Annotated in this window: 20 protein-coding genes and 2 pseudogenes; 13 read left to right on the top strand and 9 right to left on the bottom strand. The window is 37.9% G+C overall.

Going from position 1 to position 23,879, the window contains the following annotated elements; all coding sequences use genetic code 11:
* Positions 1 to 40: 40 nt before the first annotated feature.
* Positions 41 to 2,341, top strand: a complete 2,301-nt coding sequence (locus ACFINO_RS00280; protein WP_375654739.1) for an NADP-dependent malic enzyme — start codon at positions 41 to 43, stop codon at positions 2,339 to 2,341.
* 67 nt (positions 2,342 to 2,408) lie between these two features.
* Here ACFINO_RS00280 and secB read toward each other — a convergent pair whose 3' ends face one another.
* Positions 2,409 to 2,885, bottom strand: coding sequence for a protein-export chaperone SecB (gene secB / locus ACFINO_RS00275; protein ID WP_375654737.1), 477 nt, complete (start codon positions 2,883 to 2,885; stop codon positions 2,409 to 2,411).
* A 142-nt stretch (positions 2,886 to 3,027) separates the two neighbouring features.
* A complete protein-coding gene (locus ACFINO_RS00270) occupies positions 3,028 to 3,522 on the bottom strand; it encodes an FxsA family protein (RefSeq protein WP_375633695.1) in 495 nt (164 codons plus the stop codon).
* A 174-nt stretch (positions 3,523 to 3,696) separates the two neighbouring features.
* Here ACFINO_RS00270 and ACFINO_RS00265 point away from each other — a divergent pair, with 174 nt between their 5' ends.
* Both ACFINO_RS00265 and ACFINO_RS00260 read left to right on the top strand, forming a co-directional pair.
* A complete protein-coding gene (locus ACFINO_RS00265; RefSeq protein WP_375617567.1) occupies positions 3,697 to 4,389 on the top strand; it encodes a Tim44/TimA family putative adaptor protein in 693 nt (230 codons plus the stop codon).
* Between the two features lie 52 nt (positions 4,390 to 4,441).
* Positions 4,442 to 5,032, top strand: a complete 591-nt coding sequence (locus ACFINO_RS00260; RefSeq protein WP_375617529.1) for a Smr/MutS family protein — start codon at positions 4,442 to 4,444, stop codon at positions 5,030 to 5,032.
* Positions 5,033 to 5,167: 135 nt separating this feature from the next.
* Here the strand turns inward: ACFINO_RS00260 and ACFINO_RS00255 are convergent.
* Positions 5,168 to 5,415, bottom strand: a pseudogene (locus ACFINO_RS00255) (Arm DNA-binding domain-containing protein); the annotation flags it as partial.
* A 528-nt stretch (positions 5,416 to 5,943) separates the two neighbouring features.
* Positions 5,944 to 6,480, bottom strand: coding sequence for a GcrA family cell cycle regulator (locus ACFINO_RS00250; RefSeq protein ID WP_375617530.1), 537 nt, complete (start codon positions 6,478 to 6,480; stop codon positions 5,944 to 5,946).
* Positions 6,481 to 6,965: 485 nt separating this feature from the next.
* On the opposite strand from ACFINO_RS00250, the gene ACFINO_RS00245 reads away from it, so the two are divergent.
* The 3 genes from ACFINO_RS00245 to ACFINO_RS00235 are packed head-to-tail and all read left to right on the top strand — an operon-like array spanning position 6,966 to position 10,150.
* Positions 6,966 to 8,180, top strand: a complete 1,215-nt coding sequence (locus ACFINO_RS00245) for an aspartate aminotransferase family protein (RefSeq protein WP_375654869.1) — start codon at positions 6,966 to 6,968, stop codon at positions 8,178 to 8,180.
* Complete coding sequence (gene argF, locus ACFINO_RS00240) at positions 8,177 to 9,112, top strand: ornithine carbamoyltransferase (protein WP_375654735.1); 936 nt, start codon at positions 8,177 to 8,179, stop codon at positions 9,110 to 9,112. Before ACFINO_RS00245 ends, argF begins: the two co-directional genes overlap by 4 nt.
* Before the next feature lie 36 nt (positions 9,113 to 9,148).
* Positions 9,149 to 10,150 (top strand): Hsp33 family molecular chaperone, encoded by a 1,002-nt coding sequence (locus tag ACFINO_RS00235; protein WP_375617532.1) that lies wholly within the window; start codon positions 9,149 to 9,151, stop codon positions 10,148 to 10,150.
* Between the two features lie 911 nt (positions 10,151 to 11,061).
* Here ACFINO_RS00235 and ACFINO_RS00230 read toward each other — a convergent pair.
* From ACFINO_RS00230 to ccmA, 5 genes and pseudogenes are all read right to left on the bottom strand, one after another.
* Entirely contained in the window at positions 11,062 to 11,655 is a 594-nt protein-coding gene (locus ACFINO_RS00230; protein WP_375654733.1) for a DsbE family thiol:disulfide interchange protein, read from the bottom strand.
* Positions 11,630 to 11,882 (bottom strand): annotated as a pseudogene (locus ACFINO_RS00225) (hypothetical protein). Before ACFINO_RS00225 ends, ACFINO_RS00230 begins: the two are co-directional and overlap by 26 nt.
* Positions 11,870 to 12,649 (bottom strand): heme ABC transporter permease, encoded by a 780-nt coding sequence (locus ACFINO_RS00220; RefSeq protein ID WP_375654731.1) that lies wholly within the window; start codon positions 12,647 to 12,649, stop codon positions 11,870 to 11,872. Before ACFINO_RS00220 ends, ACFINO_RS00225 begins: the two are co-directional and overlap by 13 nt.
* A 46-nt stretch (positions 12,650 to 12,695) precedes the next feature.
* On the bottom strand, positions 12,696 to 13,361 hold the full coding sequence (ccmB, locus tag ACFINO_RS00215) for a heme exporter protein CcmB (RefSeq protein WP_375617534.1): 666 nt from the start codon (positions 13,359 to 13,361) through the stop codon (positions 12,696 to 12,698).
* A gap of 11 nt (positions 13,362 to 13,372) precedes the next feature.
* Positions 13,373 to 13,984, bottom strand: coding sequence for a heme ABC exporter ATP-binding protein CcmA (gene ccmA / locus ACFINO_RS00210; protein WP_375617535.1), 612 nt, complete (start codon positions 13,982 to 13,984; stop codon positions 13,373 to 13,375).
* Between the two features lie 295 nt (positions 13,985 to 14,279).
* On the opposite strand from ccmA, the gene acnA reads away from it, so the two are divergent.
* The 7 genes from acnA (at position 14,280) to cyoA (ending at position 23,815) form a co-directional block, all read left to right on the top strand.
* Complete coding sequence (gene acnA / locus ACFINO_RS00205; protein WP_375636339.1) at positions 14,280 to 16,967, top strand: aconitate hydratase AcnA; 2,688 nt, start codon at positions 14,280 to 14,282, stop codon at positions 16,965 to 16,967.
* Between the two features lie 237 nt (positions 16,968 to 17,204).
* Positions 17,205 to 17,471, top strand: a complete 267-nt coding sequence (gene rpsT, locus ACFINO_RS00200; protein ID WP_273790272.1) for a 30S ribosomal protein S20 — start codon at positions 17,205 to 17,207, stop codon at positions 17,469 to 17,471.
* A gap of 701 nt (positions 17,472 to 18,172) precedes the next feature.
* Positions 18,173 to 19,744, top strand: a complete 1,572-nt coding sequence (gene dnaA, locus ACFINO_RS00195; protein WP_375611430.1) for a chromosomal replication initiator protein DnaA — start codon at positions 18,173 to 18,175, stop codon at positions 19,742 to 19,744.
* A gap of 186 nt (positions 19,745 to 19,930) precedes the next feature.
* Entirely contained in the window at positions 19,931 to 21,052 is a 1,122-nt protein-coding gene (gene dnaN / locus ACFINO_RS00190) for a DNA polymerase III subunit beta (protein ID WP_375654728.1), read from the top strand.
* Between the two features lie 20 nt (positions 21,053 to 21,072).
* Positions 21,073 to 22,206 (top strand): DNA replication/repair protein RecF, encoded by a 1,134-nt coding sequence (gene recF / locus ACFINO_RS00185; protein ID WP_375654726.1) that lies wholly within the window; start codon positions 21,073 to 21,075, stop codon positions 22,204 to 22,206.
* A 54-nt stretch (positions 22,207 to 22,260) separates the two neighbouring features.
* A complete protein-coding gene (aroQ, locus tag ACFINO_RS00180) occupies positions 22,261 to 22,713 on the top strand; it encodes a type II 3-dehydroquinate dehydratase (protein WP_375632160.1) in 453 nt (150 codons plus the stop codon).
* A gap of 130 nt (positions 22,714 to 22,843) precedes the next feature.
* Positions 22,844 to 23,815, top strand: a complete 972-nt coding sequence (cyoA, locus tag ACFINO_RS00175) for a ubiquinol oxidase subunit II (protein WP_375634015.1) — start codon at positions 22,844 to 22,846, stop codon at positions 23,813 to 23,815.
* Positions 23,816 to 23,879 lie beyond the last annotated feature (64 nt).

The raw sequence follows: 23,879 nt of genomic DNA, 5'->3' as shown, positions 1-23,879 counted from the left end.
CAAGCAAAATTTACACTGTTTTTGGAGAAAATAAAGTGAGATGAAAAAGAGCGAGCAGGATCAGAAAATGTCTCAAACTGTTTACAGTGCGAGCGAAAGAGAAGCTCTAGATTTTCATAGTCGTGGTCGACCAGGAAAGCTTGAGATTATTGCAACAAAGTCTATGGCAACACAGCATGATTTAGCACTTGCTTATTCACCAGGTGTTGCAGTTCCAGTTAAGGCAATTGCTCAAAATCCAGCGCTAGCTTATGATTATACAGCAAAAGGTAATCTTGTTGCTGTTATTTCAAATGGAACCGCTATTTTAGGGTTAGGCAACTTAGGGGCACTTGCCTCTAAGCCGGTCATGGAAGGCAAAGCAGTGTTGTTTAAGCGTTTTGCGGATATTGATTCCATTGATTTAGAAATTGATATAAACGATACAGAAAATTTTATCAATTTGGTGCGCCATTTAGAACCTTCTTTTGGTGGAATTAATCTTGAAGACATTAAGGCGCCAGAGTGCTTTATGATTGAAAGCCGCCTACGCGAGGTGATGAATATACCTGTTTTTCACGATGATCAACACGGTACAGCGATTATTGTTGCTGCGGGTGTTCTCAATGCTTTGACTTTAACAGGGCGCGATATGCAAAATACGCGGTTAGTCTGTAATGGTGCTGGTTCTGCAGGGATTGCTTGTATTGAATTGATTAAAGCGATGGGCTTTCGTTCCGAAAATATCATATTATGTGACACAAAGGGTGTGGTCTATGAAGGCCGCAAAGAGGGAATGAATCAGTGGAAATCTGCGCATGCTATTCAAACAGATAAACGTACGCTTATGGAAGCAATGGAAGGTGCAGATATATTTTTTGGGGTTTCTGCTAAAGGTGCTCTTACTCCTGAAATGGTAAGATCCATGGCACCCCAGCCGATCATTTTTGCTATGGCTAATCCCGATCCAGAAATTACGCCGGAAGAGGTTATGCAAGTGCGTCATGATGCCATTGTCGCAACAGGACGTTCCGATTATCCAAATCAGATTAATAATGTTCTTTGTTTTCCTTATATATTTCGTGGTGCGCTTGATGTGCGTGCAAGAGTTATTAATGAAGACATGAAGATTGCTGCGGCAAAGGCTCTTGCTAATTTAGCGCATGAAGAAGTGCCTGACAGCGTTGCAGAAGCTTATCATGGAAAGCGATTAAAGTTTGGTCCTAACTATATCATCCCTGTTCCTTTTGATCCGCGTTTATTTACGGTTGTTTCAATAGCGGTAGCAAAAGCAGCAATGGAAAGCGGTGTTGCGCAAAAGAACATAGATGATTTAGAGGCCTATGAGCGCGATTTGAATGCGAGACGTGATCCTACTTCCTCGATGATGCGTGGGGTTTATAACCATGTTCGTCAAGCGCCAAAACAAATTGTCTTTGCAGAAGGTGAAGAAGAGCAAGTTATGCGGGCAGCCGTTTCCTATGTTCATCAAAAATTGGGACAAGCGATTTTGGTTGGTCGTGAAGAGCAAGTAAGAGAAGCGGCTGTTATCGCTGGAATTGATCTGGAGCGTGAAGGTATTTCTATTATGAATGCTAAGCTTTCTTGCCGTACAGATGCTTATGCGAATTATCTTTATAAAAAAATGCAGCGTCAAGGTTGGCTGTTGCGTGATTGTCATCGTCGTATCAATAATGATCGCAATTATTTTGCTGCGTGTATGGTGGCACTAGGAGATGCTGATGCAATGGTTACAGGGGTGACACGCAATTATGAAACAGCGTTGATCGATATACGTCGTGCAATCGATGAAAAACCAAAAGAACGATTGATTGGTATTTCAATGGCTATTTGCCGTGGACGAATTGTGTTTATTACGGATACAGCCGTTTATGAAAATCCTAATGCTGAAGAACTTGCAGATATAGCGGAACAAGCAGCTTCATTTGTGCGAGGATTTGGATATCAACCACGGGTAGCATTTTTAGCATTTTCTACATTTGGTTATATGAAAGGGAAGACGACGCAGCAAATTCAGGATGCGATTAATATTTTGCATGAACGCAAAGTTGATTTTGAGTTTGATGGAGAAATGAGTGCTGATGTGGCACTCAATTCCAAATTGATGCAGCAATATCCATTTATGGGATTAACGGAGCCTGCTAACATTTTGGTTATGCCTGGATATCACGCATCTTCCATTGCAAGCAAAATGTTACAAGAACTCGGTGAAGCAACCATCATTGGTCCTATTTTAATTGGATTGGAAAAATCTGTCCAAATTGTACCGTTTAGTGGAAGCGATACAGATGTTGTCAATATTGCAATGCTTGCGGCTTATCATGCCGCAAAAGTCGTCTAAAGGAAAAAAGCCCCTAATATACCAATAATATATCAAGGGGCTTTTTGATAGCAAAAAAAATAAATTTTTAAGAGGGCTGTATTTGATTGTCTTTTTGTTCTTCAGAAAGACGCTTTTGGAAGAGTGCTGCAAAATCAATAGGATCAATCCACAAAGGTGGAAAACCACCACTTTGAGTAGCATCAGATATAATTTGGCGAGCAAATGGAAATAAAAGACGGGGACATTCAATAAAGACCAGTGGCATAACATGTTCTTGTGGAATGTTTTTAAGGTGGAAAACACCACCGTAAATAAGTTCTACATGAAACAAGGTTTCAGTTTCATCATTGGCTTTGACGGAGAGAGACAAAACGACATCGTAATTGTCATCACCAATTGGGTTAGCATTGACGTTAATATTGATATCAATTTGTGGTGATTTTTCACGTGCACGCAATGAACGAGGAGCACCAGGGTTTTCGAATGATAAATCTTTTAAATATTGAGTTAATACAGCAAAAACCGGCTCTCCACCACTGTTATTCATTTCACCTTCGTCCATACGACAAACCTCTCTCATTATAATATGTATATTTATTTTAGATCTAAAGACCAGATTGGTTATCACGCCTTGCAAAAGGTTGCAAGAAATGCGCTCTTTATCTTGAATATTTTTTTAGTTTGTTACAGATTTTTTAGGCATTTCAATGGTTATCATCATTTTTGCGCCATGGAGATTCTGTCGTATCATGAATTGTGTAATCTTCTGCTTTAAGATCAATTATTTTTTCAGAGTTATTTTTTCTTCTAGTATTGGGATTCATTTTGTTTTTTAATGATGCAAAGAAATGCCAAGCAACAGAGCGAATTGGTTTAATAAGAAGTAATATTCCCAAGAGATCAGTGACAAAGCCGGGAAGAATAAGTAAAATTGCACTAAACATGATGAAAGCATCATTAATAATATTATTCTCTAATGTACGTCCTTGGATAAGTTCATTTTGTATATTTTTTAAAAGGCTAATCCCTTGAATTCGCAATAAAACAACCCCAGCTATGGTTGTGAGAATAACCAAACTCAAGGTTGCCAAAATACCAATTTCTTGACCAACAAAGATAAAACCAGCAATCTCGATTAAAAGAATGCAAAGAAAGATAACAACAAAAAAACGAGGATTTATAGAATAAAGTTTTATCACATGAAAGTTTCCTTCTGGATGAGTAGGGGGAGAAATTCTTAAGAGAACTCCGTTTAAATACAAAATCTATAAAAATATTTGAATGATAAGATTCCTTATTTTACATATTTATTGATAAATGGTATTGACTGCAATGTTTATTAGAGACTTAAGCTTTGGAGATTGACAGCGCCTATGGAATTTGACGTTATACTTGTCATAGCTCTTGTTGTTATGGTTGTTATTTTTGTGCAACTCCGTAATGTATTAGGGAAACGAATTGGGTTTGAAAAGCCACCCTTTGATCCTTATTCACGACGTTCTAAAAAACAAGTTGAAGCAGAAACGGCTGATAATATTGTTTCGTTCCCTCATCAGAAAAATTCACAAAAAGACGACTTTAGTGAAATTGATAAAATTTCACCGGAGGGGAGTGTTTTGAATAAAAATTTGCGGGAATTGCATAGAATTGATCCTCATTTTTCTCCTCAACTTTTTATAAAAGGTGCACAAATTGCGTATGAAATGATTGTAATAGCTTTTGCCAAAGGTGATCGCAATCAACTTAAAAGCTTGCTTTGTCAGGATGTTTTTGAGAGCTTTTGTACGGCTATTGAGCAACGAGAAAAAAATAAAGAAAGAATAGAATTCACTTTTGTTGGAATTAATAAGATCGAATTTGTTGCGGCGGCAATACAAGAAAAAGATGAACTTTTAACGATACGTATTGTCAGTGAGATGATTTCTGTTACTTATAATGAACAGGGCGAGCGTATAGACGGTGATCCTGATGCTATTGTAGAAATCAGGGATATTTGGACTTTTGTTCGCAATAGTTTATCGTCAGATCCCAACTGGAAGCTTTTTGCTACAGAAAATGAAAATTAAAATACTTTTTGTTTTTCTTCCATAAGCATTCAATGATTTATGAGAAATTAAAATGTCCTCAAGTAAATGGAGACAAAAAATAGATTTATTGGCTCCACAAGATCGTTTTTTATGGGAGATGGTTTGTCGTACGATAACACCGCTTCACGGTAAGATGCTCTCTTCTGCTTCAGAAACTATTGCAAATATTAACGATAAAAAACAGCCTGTAACTCAAATCTCCTCATTGTCTCAGGAAAATCAACAATCCTCGACAATTATTAAAAGAGAAAAGAGGTCAGTTACACAAGCACAAAAGATTCATTTCTTTGATCATGTTGCATATCGTAAAATTTCCCAAGGTCGTTGTCCTCTTGAGGCGCGTCTTGATCTCCATGGTTATATGCAGGAAGAAGCTTATTTTTTATTAAAAAAATTTCTACAGTCCTCTCAGCAGAGAGGATTGCGTTATGTCCTTGTGATTACAGGAAAAGGACGATCCGTTGGGAGCGATGGAGCTTTGTATAGATTTGTTCCGTATTGGTTATCAACACCAGCTTTTCGATATTATGTCCACGCGTTTGAGCAAGCAGCGCGTCAGCATGGCGGAGAAGGTGCGCTTTATGTTTGGTTGCGCCGTTTTGTGTCGGGAGAAGGAAAGTGATGTTATTGTGGTCGCTCTAGATTTTATATTTATTTATACTTATAATTTATTGTTTTTGTATATTTCGTAAGAGCCTTGAATACAATATTCCCTTCTTTATAATTTTTTATAAAAAATTATAAAGATATTATTTTACATTCTACGTATTGCTTCACGCTTTTGTTTTTCGCATTCTTTAACGGGGCACATCCCTCACGCAAAACAGAATGACATTGAATTGCATATATTCACAGGCTTGTTTTAAAGAAACATCTCTCAACGCTCCCAAGCCTATTTTGCGACGGCATTCGTGAAGAGTATAACGATAAATCCATGAAGCACCCCTATCTTTATACTTAATAAAAGAGCAAGCTGGCATCATCATACACTTTGCCATCTCCCAATGTTGCAACAACCCTTTAAGTCCTTGGCACTTGAAAGCATTTATAAGAGGCATGCTTTTCTTTAAGTGTTTTTAACTCTCCACAGTTCTCATCTCGCTCGTGACGCCCAAACGAAAGATTTTGATTGATTCAATATAATAGGACTTAAAATGAGAGAGATATAGATGGATCTCATTCAGGTTGCAAAGCAATAAATTATTTTTATAAACCACAGCATTACTCTATTAAATACACGAAGAATAAAAACATGAGAAATTGAGAAACGATCTTATTCAAAAGATGTCGCTATGGATAGTGTTAAAAGCAGTACAACTAAATTAAAGAAAATTATGAAAATAAACAGTAATATAACTTTACAACACACAGCTGCGCAATAGCACCAAAAGATACAGTTTCGTTGAATAGTTTCATGAAGAAATTTTTTCATTCATTAAAAGCTCCATCAAATTTCTTTCTCATAATAATTCGATAATTAAAATTTAATAACGAAGCGCAGAAGGCGTAGAATATGAGATTCTACCGTGGGTATTATACTCTTATCCGACGTCTTTCAGATATTGGTTGAAATGCTAGCTTAGCATGAAAGGCACAATAGGGGCTATTTTCATCAGAATCTGCACCACAAAAATGAAAATCTGCTGATAATGGATCACCAACCGGCCATCTACATGTATTTTCACTCAATTGTAGAAGATTAAGTTGACGTGATATAGGCACAACGACATTGGATTTTGTGGACATATCAACTTCTTTTACATCTTCCACTACAAATTCTGTCTTTAAAGCTGTTTCTTCAATACTTACAGATGATGTGTTTATTGGCGATACCGTGGATGTGTTACGACGCACACGTGGAGATGATGGACTGCTGCTTCCCACGGGAGTTTTTTGCGCACGCGTGCTTCCTTGTGCTGTCTTACCACGTCCTGGTAACTTTAATCGATGTACTTTGCCGATGACTGCATTTCTACTGACCCCACCTAATTGAGCAGCAATTTGACTTGCACTTAACCCTTCACTCCAAAGCTTTTTAAGAAGCTCAACGCGTTCACATGTCCAACCCATACCAGCACTCCATTCCGATTACGTCACTAAGATGCTCTCCCCCGTTGCATCTTCAAATGTTTAAATAATGTTTCATTACGCTGAATGAAAGAACTTTACACTCTACGTGAGCATAAAAAAATCATCCAACCTGTGGATTTACAAATCAAAACACATCATCTTGCTTATTATATTGTAAATTACAATATGCACTCACTCTATGACAAGAGTCTTTACCTCTTGAAGAGTTTATTTAGAATGTTTTCCCCAACTTGCAAATCAATCATAGGTTAAACTTTCACTTTTGTTTAAGGCTTTTTCCCAAAATGCTTATTTGTAGAACCCTCATTGACTTTTTTTCAATTGGTGTAATGATCTATTCTATAGGTGTAATCACTAATCGTAATGAAATGTTGAAAGCACCGTAACGAAATATACCATGCTGTTTTATTTGTAGTGTTGCTTTGTATATATATTGAAAAGACTAAAATATAAAGGGAATTATGATGGATGTCGTCTCTATACAACCACTTTATGAATGCTTCGCACGACGAAATTTGCATTTTGAACAAGGGCATGGTGTATGGCTTATTTCCGATAAAGGAGAACATTATCTTGATTTCACATCTGGTATTGCTGTTAACGCATTAGGGTATTCACATCCAAAATTAGTTGATACGCTCAAAATACAAGCTGAAAAACTTTGGCATGTTTCTAATATTTTTCAATCTCCTGAACAAGCATCTTTTGCCACGCGGCTTTGTGCAAATAGTTTTGCGGATAAGGTTTTTTTCTGCAATTCAGGTACTGAAGCATTGGAGTGCGCATTCAAAACTGCACGCCATTATTACTATGCTGCTGGTCATTCAGAACGCATTGAAATAATTACTTTTGAAGGGGCATTTCATGGACGTACACTTGCTGCACTTGCTGCGACTGGGTATGAAAAATATCTTGAAGGCTTTGGACCTAAAGCTGGTGGATTTATTCAAGTACCTTTTTGTGATGAAGTCGCTTTGCGTAACACTATTAATAAAAATACCGCCGCTATTCTTATTGAACCTATTCAAGGAGAAGGAGGAATACGAACGGTTCCTCATGAATATTTAAGATTTTTGCGCAAAATATGCGATGATAATGGTCTGTTATTGATTTTAGATGAAGTCCAAACGGGTATAGGACGAACAGGAAAGCTTTTTGCTTATGAATGGAGTGATATCACGCCTGATATTCTTACCCTCGCAAAAGGATTAGGAGGGGGATTTCCATTAGGTGCTTGCCTTGCAACGGATAAAGTTGCAAAAAGCATGACACTTGGGACACATGGCTCAACCTTTGGAGGAAATCTTCTTGGAATGGCTGTAGGAAATAGTATTCTTGATGTTTTGTTAGAGCCAAGTTTTCTCAACCATGTTCAGCGTATGGGGGATAAACTAAAAAGTGGACTTTTGCACATTCTCAATATCTATCCTGATATTATCTGCGCAGTTCAGGGGATGGGGCTTATGTTGGGTATTCAGTGTATTGTACCTTCAAATCTTGTCGTTAATGCTTTGGAAAATGAATATCTCTTAAGCGTTGCAGCCAACAACAACGTTGTGCGCTTATTGCCTCCTCTTATCATTAGGGAAGAAGAAATAGATGAAAGTTTACATCGTATTGAAAAAGCAATAGCTTATCTTTCGCAAGTAAACAAAGAAAGACAAATATTACACACATGACAAATGCTCTTCGTCATTTCACGGACTTATCCATTTTAACGCCAGCAATAGCACGTGCACTGATCGATTATGCAAAGATCCTTAAAGCATCTTTTAAAGCAGGAAAAGATTCAAAACCTTTTATAGGTAAAACACTTGCGATGATTTTTGAAAAACCATCCACACGAACCCGTATTTCATTCGATATCAGTATGCGCCAGCTTGGCGGAGATACAATCATGCTCACGGGTTCAGAGATGCAACTTGGTCATAGTGAAACCATAGCTGATACGGCGCGCGTTTTATCCCGTTTTGTGGATATAGTGATATTACGAACAACGAAACACCAACGTATGCTCGAATTGGCACAATATGCACAAATTCCTGTCATTAATGCTCTTACAGATGATACACATCCTTGCCAAATTCTAGCAGATATCTTAACCTATGAGGAGCATCGGGGGCCTATTTCTGGTAAAATATTTGCGTGGATGGGGGATGGTAATAATGTGCTCCATTCCTTAATTGAAGCCGCAGCTCTTTTTGATTTTCATTTGCGTATTGCTACTCCAAAGGGCAGTGAACCACAGGAGAAATTTATACATTGGGCACGTGAACGAGGAACGCATCTTACACTAACCCATGATCCCCAAAAAGCGGCTCAAGATGCTGATTGTATTATGACCGATACATGGGTCTCCATGGGACAAGAATTTCGTGCTCGCAGTCATTCTATTTTTCAGCCTTATCAAGTCAATGAATCTCTCATGAAATTAGCAAAATCTGATGCTCTTTTTATGCATTGTCTTCCTGCTCATCGTGGTGAAGAAGTGGTTGATTCTGTGATTGATGGACCGCACTCCGTTGTTTTCGATGAGGCTGAAAATCGTCTTCATGCTCAAAAAGCAATTCTTTCTTGGTGTTTACAAGATGCGTTTTTCTCTCCACAATAGCCTCCCTACAACAAATTATATAAAAAAGGCAAAGCTATGAGTGAACAAGCTAAAGATGAAGCTTCTCTCAACAACAACTTCTTGCATGAAGATGATGGTGTTATTCCCTTTCAAGTTGAAGAACTTGATATCCGTGGACGTACCGTACAACTTGGGGAAACTTTAAATTCTATTCTCACAAGACATCAATACCCTGAACCGGTTTCTTATCTTCTAGCAGAAGCTTTACTTTTAACGGTTCTGCTTGGAACTTCTCTAAAACTTACGGGAAAATTTATTTTACAAACTCATTCCGATGGACCAGTTAATATGTTGGTGTGCGATTTTTTGCCTCCTTCCAGTTTACGTGGATACGCTTGTTTTGATAAAGAACAGCTTAAACAAGCCATAGACAATGGTCAAACCTCTTCAGAAACACTTTTAGGAAAAGGCACTTTAGCTTTCACAATTGATCAAGGTCCCCATATGCAACCCTATCAAGGGATAGTTGCATTAGATGGATCAAATTTACAAGAAGCTTCTCGTATTTATTTTGATCAATCAGAACAAATTCCTACCGATATCCGTCTGGCTGTTGCTATATTAATTAATCGTGACCAACAAGGAAAACAGCAGAAAAGCTGGCGAGCTGGAGGTATTTTGATCCAACTTTTACCCCAAGAATCGTCTCATCATAAAATAGATGCCCCTCATCAAAAGCGAGAAGAAACGAAAACTCATACCCAATTGGATAACCAATGGCAGGAAGCTAAAATACTCATGGCAACGATTGAAAGTTCAGAATTAACAGATCCCCAAGTCGGTAGTAAACAGCTCTTGTTCCGTCTTTTTCATGAACAAGGTATTAGAGTTTTTAACCCTTTTTCTCTTGTCGATCAATGTTCTTGTTCACACGAAAAAATTAAAGGAATCCTAGAAGGCTTTTCTATTGATGAACGCAATAAAATGGTTAAAAATAAATATATTTCAGTCACATGTGAATTTTGCTCAAAAACATATTGTTTTACACCGCAAGAATTTTTAGAAGAAAAAACATAATCAAATATTTTTCATAAAAAATGATGATTGCAACAAAAGCCTATTTTATTTGCGTCATAAAAGTTTACGCATAATCTCATATGAACTTCTAGAATATTTCTTGTCTTAGAGTTTTTTTAATGTATACGAGTGATCGTTCTGTTGAGATCAGTAATTACGTCATAGAGTGCTTAAAAAAGAGTTCTCTGTAAAATATATTTTCTCCTCTCGAAAAAGCTTCTTTTGTACTTTTTACATCTCAAAAGTTTATTTCTTACAATGAATTCTTTTATAATGTTCATTGATAAATTGATTATGCACTCATAACTTATCTTCTCTGTTAAATGAGACTTTTTGATTGTAGTCATATTTTCTTACTCGAATTTATCTTATTAAGACTCAATAAAGCTTATTAGTTATAATCATAAGGGAAATTATCGAGAGAATAAGAATTTATAGATTCAATATAGACTTTATGGAGTCTATTACGAACAGATAAGTGTAATGGGAATAAATATAAAAATGACGCTGCAAAAGAGCAGATTTATTATTTTATAAAGATGAGAATAGTGGTGAAGTCCTCTCATAACAATGTGTATTTCAGATAAAAAAGCGGAGAAAAAATACTATATGATTTTGAAAACAATAGTTGGTTGCTGTCACTAAGCTAACGATGGTTCTATAGCAATATTGTTTTGTCCAAATAATCAAAAATAAAGCTCCCAAACAGATATTTAATCGCTAAAGAAAAATGAAAACTACTTAAAATTTTTGTCATATTTTGGAGGTTTGTTCTACAGATATTTCTTTACACATGTTTTTGAATCAACAATGATAATACTCTTGTCAAATCTTTCTAAGAAGAATAAGTGGCCGTATAAATAAAATAGCATACATAGCATGATAAAACGTTATGTTTTTATACACCTGCATTATTTTTCTTCTGTCATAATCGCTTGTTCAATTTTTGGTAGAATTTTTTTTTGATAAATTTGCCATGTTAAGGGACCAACATGTTTGGCAATAATGATGCTCTCTTTATTCAAGAGAAAGGTTTCTGGGGGGCCATATATTCCCCAATCAATGGCTGTATATCCTGAAATATCAAAGCCAATAAATTTAAAAGGATTACCAAAACTGTTTAAAAAGCGCAGGGCGTTTGTTTTATTATCTTTATAATTAATACCAATCAGATCAAAACGTTTATCTTGTGCAATTTGCATAAGAATAGGATGCTCTTCGCGACAGGGCAAACACCAAGAGCCCCAAAAAATGACCAATGTGACACGTCCTTTAAACTGTTTTGAATTGAGATAACTTTCTTTATCAAGAAGAGGAAGATGAATATTGGGAGCAGGTTTTTCAGCCAATGCGTTTGGGAGAAGAGAAGAATCTTGAAGGTGTTTTTTATCCATAAAGTTGAAAAAAAACATCATGAGAAGAAGAAAAAGCACAAATGGTCCCAAAAAAACAAGCAGAACAGGTAAAGATATATTTTTTTTAAGTTTTGGAGGGATGTTTTTCATTATACTTTATCTTTTTGTGACAGCTCTTTTTTGTTTAGATGTTGGAGAATTTTTTTTTGGTATAGGGCTTTGCAAAGAATATATCCAATAAGACATAAGAGGGATATTGCAGAAAGCACATAGCTTAAAACAACAATTTGCTCGTGTTTAAGGGTGCTCAGGAAAAAATCAATTTTCTGAGATAGATTTCCTAAAAGTCCGCCGTGGATGCCATTTAGGTCGAGCATGATGAAGCGTCCTGTTGTTGTACACGACGGGATTTTTTAATCTGAAGTATTCGGATATAATGACTATTGATTTCATTTCGCATAGCCATCAAATAAAGAGCAATAAACATAAAGATAAAACAAAAGAGCATTGTTATAAGGGGCCATAACATAGCATTGTCGATTGTTGATCCTCCAGCACGTAACAATGATGCTGGTTGATGCAATGTATTCCACCAATTAACGGAAAATTTAATAACAGGGATATTAACAAATCCAACAAGTGTAAGAATTGCAGTAGCGCGAGCGGCTTTTACTTGGTTGTCAAAAGCACGCCCAAGCAGGATAATGGAGAGATAGATAAAAAGCAGAATTAAAACTGATGTTAATCGTGCATCCCAAACCCACCATGTTCCCCATGTAGGTCGCCCCCAAAGCGCTCCTGTCATGAGAGCCAAGGCGGTAAAAATTGCCCCAATAGGCGCTCCACATTTAAGTGCTACATCAGCAAGATGATATTTCCAAATCAGATTTCCTAATGCCGCTGCACTCATCGTTACATAGCAGAATGTAGACAACCACGCAAAGGGTACATGAAGGTACATAATCTTAACAGTAATGCCTTGTTGATAGTCATCAGGGGAATGCATCACTAGAATAAGCCCTAAGATAAGGAAACACAATGTTATGCCGGACAACCAAGGTAAGACGACTCTGCTTATTTTCATGAAAAGGGTGAAACTTGCAGGGAGTAACCTGATTTTATATGTACGAGATAGTTTATTCATAAAATTCATAATAGGCAGAGTTTTGCTATGCGGCAATCATCTTTTATTATTCTGATAAAAGTTTAAGCGTTATCGCAGCAACAAAAGAGCTAAAGAGACTCAAAAGAAGTGAAAAAGCGCTGAGAAGAGCTAGAGAAGTGAGAAAAGAGGTATTTGGGTTTATTGGGGCTGTAGCAGCGGAAACACCAAAAATCATAATTGGAATGATCCACGGCAAGATAATGATAAAAATAAGCAAAGTACTGTGCAACAATGAGGTTGCGAGTGCAGCGCCTATAGCACCAATAAAAATAATAGCTGGTGTTCCGCATAAAAGGGTAAGTATTGTTGTAAAAGTTATTGTTATATCTAAATGGAGCATGAGGGCTAAAATAGGTGTGGCAAAAATAAGAGGAAGCATTGTTCCTACCCAATGGGCAAGACATTTTGTAAAGACAATTAGTGTAAAACTTTGTCTTTTTCCTGAAAGGATAAATTGGTCGAGATTACCATCATCACGATCGATTTGGAAAAGTTTGTTCAGATTGAGGAGTCCTGCAAGAAGGGCTCCAAACCACAATATACCTGGTCCTATTTGTGCAAGAATTTTGGGATCTGGTCCAATGGTAAAGGGGGTTATGACAACAACAGCGATAAAAAACAATAATCCTGTTAGTGAAGTGGCTTGTAGCGCTAATAATAGTTTAAGATCACGCCAGAACAGTGCTTTCATTTTATTCTCTCCTAGAGAGGTAAAAATTTTTCCAGAGCGATGTTATGGTTTTCTGGAATGCCTATGGAATTATGAGTTGCAGCGATAATCATACCACCTTGATTGAGATGACGTTGGAAAATACGGGCAAGGAGTTTTTGGGCATGGTTATCAAGCCCAGATATTGGTTCATCTAAAATCCAAAGAGGACGATAGGAGAGCAAAAGGCGAGCAATAGCTACGCGTCTTTGTTGTCCAGTTGATAGAGCGTTAAAGGGTAAATGTTCAAGGTTAGAAAGACCAATATCGGCAAGAGCTTCATGCGCAAAACGTAAATGTTGACCGTAAAAATCTGCCCAAAATTGCAAATTATCAATGACAGATAAGAGAGGTTTCATAGCATTTTGAGGACCAAGATAATGACAAGCAGTTGCAACAGGGTATATTTGATCATGGTCTTTAAGTATTATATGACCTTCAGCAGCTTCAAGAAGACCGACAATGATTCGGAGTAATGTAGACTTTCCGATACCATTAGGACCGGTGATTGTCATAAGTTGCTGTGAAAATAAACAAAAAGAAAGACCTTTAAACAGAATTTCCTCGTTTCTGTAAGCGGCTAAATCTTTGCCTGATAACACCATGTGATTGCCTATTTTGTTTTTATTTTCATATTCTTTATTGCATTATAGAATAAAAAACACATTTTTTATGCAATTGTACCTAGAATAGTTCTAGAAATAGTTCTATAAGGGATACCTTACATCAATATCTGGTGTAAAATGGTTTCTGGCGCTGATTTCCGCATTATGCCTAGAGGGTGGAGGGGGAAATGGATGGCGGAGGTAATTGCGTCTGCGCTCAAGCTGCGACCTTGACTCGTAGTTTGTGTTGTTCATTCCTGGAAATTGGGTGGTTATAGTATGAGGGTGGACAGTCATGACTCAAATTGATAGCTTTAATTGTCGTAGAGTATTAAATGTTGGTGGCAAAGAATATATTTATTATAGCTTGATTGAAGCGGAGAAGAACGGACTTGAAGGTGTTTCTCGTTTACCGTTTTCGATGAAAGTTATTCTCGAAAATTTATTGCGATTCGAAGATGGTCGCACAGTTAAAAAAGAGGATATCTTCAATGTTGCTAAGTGGTTAAACGACAAAGGGAGCGCTGGGGCAGAAATTGCTTACCGTCCTGCACGTGTTCTTATGCAGGATTTTACAGGTGTTCCAGCAGTTGTTGATCTTTCTGCAATGCGTGATGCTATGGTTAAACTTGGCGGTAACGCTGAAAAAATCAATCCTCTCATTCCCGTTGATCTCATCATTGATCACTCAGTTATTGTTGATGCTTTTGGCAATTCCATGGCTTTTAAGGAAAACGTTGAGCATGAATATGAACGCAATGGTGAACGTTATCGTTTCCTTAAATGGGGGCAACAAGCCTTTCAAAATTTTCGCGTTGTTCCTCCAGGAACAGGGATTTGTCATCAGGTTAACTTAGAATATTTAGCACAATGTGTATGGATGAAGAATGAAGAGGGCTGTGAGACGATTTATCCTGACACCTGTGTGGGAACTGATTCGCATACGACTATGGTAAATGGTTTAGGGGTTTTAGGTTGGGGTGTTGGTGGTATTGAAGCAGAAGCAGCAATGTTAGGCCAACCTGTTTCTATGTTGTTACCTGAAGTGATTGGTTTTCGTCTAACAGGTAAACTTAAGGAAGGTGTAACAGCCACCGATCTCGTATTAACGGTGACCCAAATGCTACGTCGGAAGGGTGTTGTCGGTAAATTTGTTGAGTTTTTTGGTCCTGGTTTGGAGCATATGACGCTTGCTGATCGGGCAACGATTGGAAATATGGCACCTGAATATGGAGCAACGTGTGGTTTTTTCCCAATTGATAAGGAGACAGTGCGTTATCTCAATATGACAGGGCGTGATGAAAGTCGGATTGCCTTAGTGGAGGCTTATACCAAAGCACAAGGGATGTGGCATGATGAAATGGTGGCTCATCCCATTTTTAGTGATACAATTGAATTAGATATGGGAACCGTTGTCCCTTCTATGGCTGGTCCTAAACGTCCTGAAGGACGTATTGCGTTGGAAAATGTTGGGCAGGGTTTTGAGAAGGCATTGGTCGAAGACTATAAGAAGACTTCTGGACAAGATAAGCGTTATCAGGTTGAGGGTGAAGAATATACGCTTGGTCACGGTGATGTGGTGATCGCTGCGATTACGTCGTGTACGAATACATCGAATCCAAGTGTTCTTATTGCAGCGGGTCTTTTGGCACGAAATGCTGTGGCAAAGGGTCTTAAGAGTAAACCATGGGTAAAAACTTCTCTTGCACCTGGTTCACAAGTCGTTGAAGCTTACCTTCAAAATTCGGGTCTGCAAAAAGATTTAGATGCATTAGGATTTAACTTAGTAGGATTTGGGTGCACAACATGTATTGGGAATTCTGGTCCTTTGCATCCAGCTATTTCCAAAACGATTAATGACAATGGTATAATTGCATCTGCGGTTCTTTCAGGAAATCGTAATTTTGAAGGGCGTGTTTCCCCTGATGTGCAAGCGAATTATTTAGCTTCACCACCGTTAGTTGTTGCACATGCGCTCATCGGGACGGTGTGTAAAGATTTAACCAAGGAGCCTCTAGGTGAAGATTCAAATGGCCACCCCATTTATTTGAGAGATATTTGGCCAACTTCTCAAGAAATACAGGAGTTTATCGAAAAAAATGTCACGCGGAAGGTTTTTGCCGAAAAGTATGCAGATGTTTTTAAGGGAGATGAAAATTGGCAAAAAGTTCAGATTCCTACGGGTTCTACCTATTCTTGGGATGAGCAATCCACCTATGTACGCAATCCACCTTATTTCGATGATATGCAGAAAACACCTGATATCTTACCAGATATTAAAGATGCACGGATTTTAGGTTTATTTGGTGATAAAATCACGACGGATCATATTTCTCCTGCTGGTTCTATTAAAGCAGCTTCTCCTGCCGGAAAATATTTAATGGATCATGGTGTTAAAGTGGCTGATTTTAATCAGTATGGAACGCGTCGTGGGAATCATGAAGTTATGGTGCGTGGGACCTTTGCCAATATTCGCATTCGTAATTTCATGTTAGGGGAAAATGGTCGAGAAGGAGGTTATACGGTTCATTATCCGTCAGCGGTAGAACAAACCATTTACGATGCAGCAATGGCGTATAAACAAGAAGGTATTCCACTCGTTGTTTTTGCAGGTATTGAATATGGTAATGGATCATCCCGCGATTGGGCTGCCAAGGGGACCAATCTTCTTGGTGTCAAAGCAGTGATTGTGCAGTCTTTTGAAAGGATTCATCGCTCTAATCTTGTTGGTATGGGCATTGTCCCTTTTGTCTTTGAAGAGGGACTAAGTTGGAAATCTTTAGGCTTAAAGGGAGATGAAAAGGTGACAATTGAAGGGATTCATAACTTGAAACCTCGTCAAAAGACTGTAGCGAAAATTACTTTTTCTGATGGTACGGTAAAAACCGTTCCATTATTATGCCGTGTTGATACTGAAGATGAGCTAGATTATTTGCATCATGGTGGAATTTTGCAATATGTCTTGCGTAAGTTAGCCGTTTAAATTCTTTTGTTTGTTAAGGAATATCTATTATTAAGCTATAAAGTTGCGGATCAAAGAGTTTGGCTTCGTTTTTTTATGGCTATCTTTGAAAATCTAATTGACGTTAGCTTTAGGATTGCGCTATAAACCACACAGTTATAGGCAGCTTTATAGTTTTGCTTGGGTTGGATTTATTTATATTGGTAGAGTTGTTATTGAGACTCATTTTACCAAGGTGTTGAAAGAGAGATTATATTTATGGCGAATACACCTTCTGCTCGAAAAGCGGTGCGCAAGGTTGCGGCGCGCACACAGGTTAATAAGGCCCGCCGTTCACGCGTTCGTACTTTTATACGTAAGTTTGATGATGCTTTAGCGGGTGGCGATAAGGCATCTGCAGAGATTGCATTTAAGAATTTTGAGCCTGAAATTATGCGTGCAGTTTCTAAAGGGGTTTTTCATAAAAATGCTGCTGCGAGGAAAGTATCGCGTTTAGCTAAACGTTTGAAGGCTCTCAGCGTTTAAGCTTTTCTCCTTTAATTGAGAACAAAGCCAGTATCCATGAGGATGCTGGCTTTTTGTTTATTATTTCAAAAAGTTTCTATTGAAAATAAGAATCGATAATGATTCTCCACTTGAAAAAGGAGAGAAAGTTTATAGGGGGAGGTATGGTTATCCACAAGCTTTGTGGATTTGTACAGAGTCTTTTTTGTCAAGTATTTTATTTTTTTTTTTAAATCTGAAGAGATTCTTTAATTATTGGTAAATTTAGAGAAAAAAAATGAATTGAATCAATATTTTTTTCAGTCCTCATTAATATAAGCATTTTTTTCGGGTTTTTTGATTTTATTTTGACCTCTTGCATTTTACCTCTGCTGTTTTGTATGGTTCTTATGAAGACTAAGAAGCATGAAGGGGTCACATCAGCGCATTATTCTGTATTTTGTTGAATACAAGATGTTTTGATTTAGGCTTTTCGAAACTTTTGTGTTGGAGAGGTTTTCTGACGGTTTTTTAGTTTTCTTAATGGATATGTTTACCATTTTAGAAGGGTGGGTCATATCATGAGTGCAAGTAAATCTTATTGGTCATCTTTGTTAGTGGGGTTGTGATGAGGCTATCCTAGGGGAGGGTGAGTAATCTTATTTGGGGTAGGGCGTTTTGCCTTCGCTAGATTTATTTTAGTTGTTTGGCAGGACAAAATTTTATTTTTATCAGGATGGAAGATGGTGGATAAATTGAACTCTAAAGCTAGTTCCTTTAAAAGGGTTTCGGTAAATATCCTGTCGGCAGAGAACATAATAAAGAATAGGATGACGGAAAGTGATGAGAACGTTTGTAGAAATGCTTCTATAGGGCATTCTATTGTTTCAGAGGAGGAAAGTGCGGCGGCTTTTATACGTGTTATGGCGCAATTAAAGGTGCAGGTTGGTGTTGAGGCTTATACCAGTTGGTTTGGACGTGTGAAGCTTGCTGAATATAGTCATACTCTTGTAAAGCTTTCTGTTCCTACTGCTTTTTTACGTTCATGGATTAATAATCACTATGGTTCTCTTCTGACACATTTATGGAAACAAGAGAATTCAGCAATTCTTCGTGTTGAAGTTATTGTTCGTGGTATGGAACGCGTTTCAAGAGATGTCGTTTGTAAAAGAAGTGTTCCTCCTGTTGTGCTAGAGGAGCAGGCGACTTCATCTTTTGTTGAAAGTTGCGCAGAGCATTCAGTTAAGAATTCTCAAACGGGAGTTTTTGGATCTCCACTTGATTCTCGCTATACTTTTGAAAGTTTTGTTGAGGGGGCTTCTAATCGTGTTGCTTTAGCAGCAGCGCGTTCCATTGCAGAAGGGCATAAAAGTGCCTTACGTTTTAATCCTCTTTTTATTCACGCATCTGTTGGCTTAGGAAAAACACATTTGCTTCAAGCGATTGCTGCTTCTGCATTGAAGCGTTTAACGTCTGCGCGCGTTATTTATTTAACTGCTGAATATTTTATGTGGCGTTTTGCAACAGCTATTCGTGATAATGATGCTCTTTCTTTTAAAGAACAGCTTCGTGATATCGACCTTTTGATTATTGATGATATGCAGTTTTTGCAGGGTAAGTCGATACAACATGAGTTTTGCCATTTGCTTAATATGTTGCTTGATAGTGCAAAACAGGTTGTTGTCGCTGCAGATCGTCCACCAGCAGAATTAGAATCGCTTGATCTTCGCGTTCGCTCTCGTCTTCAGGGAGGGGTCGCTCTTGAAATTGAAGCACCAGATTATGAAATGCGTTTGCAAATGTTGCGCCAGCGGTTGAAGGTGGCACAACAAGATGATGGCATGGTATCAATTTCTGATGATATCTTGGAATATATTGCGAAAACGGTTTTAGGGTCTGGGCGTGATATTGAAGGTGCATTTAATCAGCTCTTGTTTCGTCAATCTTTTGAGTCTGATTTATCTTTAGAGCGGATTGATGAGTTATTAGGTCACTTGACACGTCCTGGTGAACCTAAGCGTATTCGGATTGAAGAAATTCAGCGTACGGTAGCACGCCATTATAATGTTTCTAAACAAGACTTGTTATCTAATCGTCGAACACGTACGGTTGTGAAGCCACGGCAAGTTGCAATGTATTTAGCAAAAGTATTAACTCCTCGCTCATTGCCAGAAATTGGGCGCCGTTTTGGTGGGCGTGATCATACAACAGTTTTACACGCTGTGCGTAAAATTGAAGATTTGGTTTGTGGTGATCAGACCTTGGCTAAGGAACTTGAGTTGCTTAAGCGGTTGATTGGAGAACAGGCTGTATAGTGTTTATCGTTTCTTTCTTTGGAGAGACTTTAAAGAATTTAATGAAAAGATTTATTTTTTCTTATGCAGGAGTGACTTGCCATTTTAAGAGAGGTTTAATAAACTCTAGCAGGCGATTCTCTAAAGGGATCTATTCTTTAATTCTAAGGAATTCTTATAGTTTTTAGTAAATCATACGGGGCTTTTATGCGTATTACAGTTGATCGCAGTCAATTTCTCAAGTCTCTTGGTCGGGTTCACCGTGTGGTAGAGCGCCGTAATACTGTTCCTATTTTATCGAATGTGTTGATTGATGCAGAAAATGGCCGTGTACAGTTAAAAGCAACAGACCTTGATTTAGAGGTTATGGAATCTTTTGCAGTTAATGTTAAACAAGCTGGAGCAACAACTGTTCCGGCACATTTGCTTTATGATATCATTCGAAAACTTCCTGATAGCAATGAAGTTGTATTATCCCTCGATGAGAATCAAGAAGGTACAATGTCCGTTGTTTCGGGTTGTGCACATTTTCAGCTTCAATGTCTTCCGAAGGCAGACTTTCCAGAGTCGCTTCCTGGGCAATTTGGTTATCGTTTTTCTCTATCGGCATCAGGCTTAAAACATTTACTTGATTGTACACAATTTGCTATTTCTACTGAAGAAACCCGTTATTATCTTAATGGTATTTATTTCCATATTATTAATGATGGTGTTTTGAAATTGCGTTTGGTTGCAACTGATGGTCATCGTTTGGCACAAGTTGAGATGGAAGCTCCTTCGGGAGTTGAGGGAATGCCTGGTGTTATTGTTCCCCGTAAAGCTGTAGGAGAATTGCAAAAACTTCTTTCAGAAGAAAATGATAGCGATGTATGTATAGAGCTTTCGGAGACAAAAATTCGTTTTTCTATAGGCTCTGTGATTTTTACATCAAAATTAATTGATGGAACATTTCCAGATTATCAACGTGTTATCCCTCTTGGAAATGATAAAGAATTAATTGTTAATAGGCAGGACTTTTCTTCTGCAGTTGATCGTGTTTCAACGATTTCAAGTGATCGGGGGCGTGCAGTTAAATTAACGATTGAGCATGGACAGTTAAGGCTTGTTGTTAATAGCCCAGATTCGGGCAGTGCAGAAGATCAATTATCAGTAACTTATGCATCTGAACCGCTTGAGATAGGATTTAATTCACGTTATCTTTTGGATATTGCTGGGCAGCTTTCAAGTGATGAGATGGTTTTTATGTTGGCTGAGGCTGGAGCACCAGCTCTGATTCGTGATAATGATGATGCAGATGTGCTCTATGTACTGATGCCTATTCGCGTTTAGGGGCAGTTGTTTTGCAATGCATGACCAGTCATGTGCACAAAGTGGCAGTGAGGCAGCTGAAGCTTTTACGTTATCGCAATTATTCTTTTTTCAATATTCATTTTTCTGGTCAGCATGTGGTTTTTACTGGCCATAATGGTGCTGGTAAGACGAATCTTTTAGAGGCGTTATCTTTTCTTTCTCCTGGTCGTGGTTTGCGGCGTGCTGTTTATTCTGACGTTAGCTTTGTAGATGGTGGTGGTGGAGGATTTGTTGTATTTGCGCGTCTTGAATGCGCTCTTTATGGTGAAGTAAAGATTGGTACAGCTTTTGAGGTTAGCGATAACAGTCGAAAGGTCCATATTAATGGTGTGAATGAGTCGAGTGATTGCCTAACAGATTATTGTCATATTAGTGTCCTAACACCGTCTATGGATGGTCTTTTTACAGGTCCTTCACTTGAGCGCCGTAATTTTTTGGACCGTATGGTTTTGGCGATTGATCCCTTGCATAGGCGCCGCATAGCCGATTATGATAGAGCTATGCGCGCACGTAATCGTTTGTTTTTAGATGGAAATGAAGATTGTGCTTGGTTTGATGCTTTAGAAAAGCAAATGGCAGAATTGGCGACAGCTATTTCTGCGGCGCGTGTTGATGTTATTCGTCTTTTAAATGACATGTTTACACAAATGCCCTCACAGATACCTTTTCCACGAGCTTTTTTGCAAATTGATGGTTTTTTAGAAACAGCTCTTAGTGAAATATCAGCAACTGAAGTTGAAGAACAATTTTGTGATCGATTGCGGCATAATCGCGCAATGGATCGTGCTGCTGGTCGGACGTTAGAAGGACCACATCGTGCAGATTTGCAGGTTTTTTATGCTGATAAAAATAGAGCAGCAACATCTTGTTCAACAGGTGAACAAAAAGCGCTGCTAACAGGTTTAGTTTTGTGTCATGCACGTCTAACAGGTATGATGTCGGAAAGATCTCCCATTCTTCTTCTTGATGAAATGGCTGCCCATCTTGATTCGCATCGACGTGCTGCTCTATTTGATATTCTTGATGATTTAGCTGTACAAACATTTATGACAGGAACAGATCGTCTTTTATTTGATGACTTAAAAGGACGCGCAGAATTCTTTGAGATTAAGGATGGCGCTTTATTGCCGTAAAAACATGCTAAATATTTTTTTAATAAGTGATAGATCTGAAAGAAAAGGCTTGCTATGTCAGAGATAATAACGATTTTAAATGGTCCTAATTTAAATTTTCTAGGTCAACGTGAGCCAGAAATTTATGGAACTGAAACTCTAGAAGATATTGAAAAAAGATGCAGAGAATGGGCAAAAAAAAATGATATCATAATAAATTTTTATCAAAGTAATTGTGAAGGGCAATTAGTAGCATGGATACAAGAAGCAATAGAGGCAAGTTCTGGATTGATCATTAACCCAGCGGCTTACAGTCATACATCTGTTGCACTTCTTGATGCCCTAAAAATGTTTTCAGGGCCGAAAGTAGAAGTTCATTTATCTCATATTTATCAGCGTGAAGCTTTTCGTCACCATTCTTATACATCTGCAGGTGTAGACGCTATCATAACTGGGTGTGGAGGTGATGGATATCGGTTTGCACTTGAGTATATTGCAAAACAATTAAGCAAAACAATTAAATTGTGATAGGTAAAGAGTAAGCGTTTAATAAGAGTAATATAGGCATTTAATTCTCTTGATAATTATTTTCAAATCTGTACAATGTGAGGTATATATTTATGACAGTTTTTAGTGCGTATGACGGGGGTAAATAGAGATGAAAAGCTTTGTTAGACAATTAGAAATGCTTGTGATTTTAGGGGGAGCACTGCTTTTGTCTGGTTGTAAAATTGATGTTATGCAGCCATCAGGTTATGTTGCACGTCAACAGCTCATTTTGATCGTTGTTTGTGTGGTGGTGATGCTTTGTATTGTTATCCCAGTTATGGTGAGTGTGGTATTTTTAGCTATAAAATATCGTGCATCGAATATGAAAGCGGACTATTCTCCTGATTGGGCACATTCAAATAAAATTGAAGCATTGATGTGGGGTATTCCAGTTGTAATTGTAATGGTTTTAGGTTCATTAACAGCTTATTATACCTATAAGCTTGAACCTACAAATCCTCTTCCAGTGGAAGTTGTAGGTGAAGGAAAGCCATTACAGATTGATGCTGTTGCTCTTGATTGGAAATGGCTTTTTATTTATCCTGAATACGGTGTTGCATCGATTAATGAGATTTATGCGCCTGAAGGACGTCAAGTTTTATTGCAATTGACGTCAGAGAATTCTGTCAATGCTTTTTGGGTTCCCAAATTGGGTACTGTTCTTTACGCTATGCCGCAGATGAATGCTAAGTTGCATTTGGTCGCTGAAGAGCAAGGAGTATTCAAAGGAGCCTCAGCAAATTATAGTGGTGATGGTTTTTCGGGTATGCGGTTTAAGTGGCATTCTGTGTCTTTGCAGGATTTTGAGGATTGGATTGTAAAAGCTCGGGCTAATGGTCGAGTACTTGATCGTTCATCTTATCGTCAACTTTCTATTGCGCCTCGTATGGGTGATATTGCTGCGAAGGAAAAAGATGCTGAAGTTCGTTATTTTGCACCTGTTGAGAAGCGGCTTTACTATCGTGTTGTTAATCGATGTGTCGATGAAAAGACGGTATGTAATGAAGATTTAATGAAACGTGCTGCTGTTCAGACGCTATGGGGTGCACTATGTTCAGTATTTGATCCTGATGTTATTTAACAGAGTCAATAAAGTAAAGAGCCCTTTTAACAAAGGTTTCTTTTAAACTTGAATTTCATTTGAA

This window comes from Bartonella sp. AA83SXKL, from assembly GCF_042196965.1.
Lineage (GTDB): Bacteria > Pseudomonadota > Alphaproteobacteria > Rhizobiales > Rhizobiaceae > Bartonella.
The sequence above is the reverse complement of the archived record's forward strand: the minus strand, read 5'-3'. Positions and strand labels throughout refer to the sequence as shown.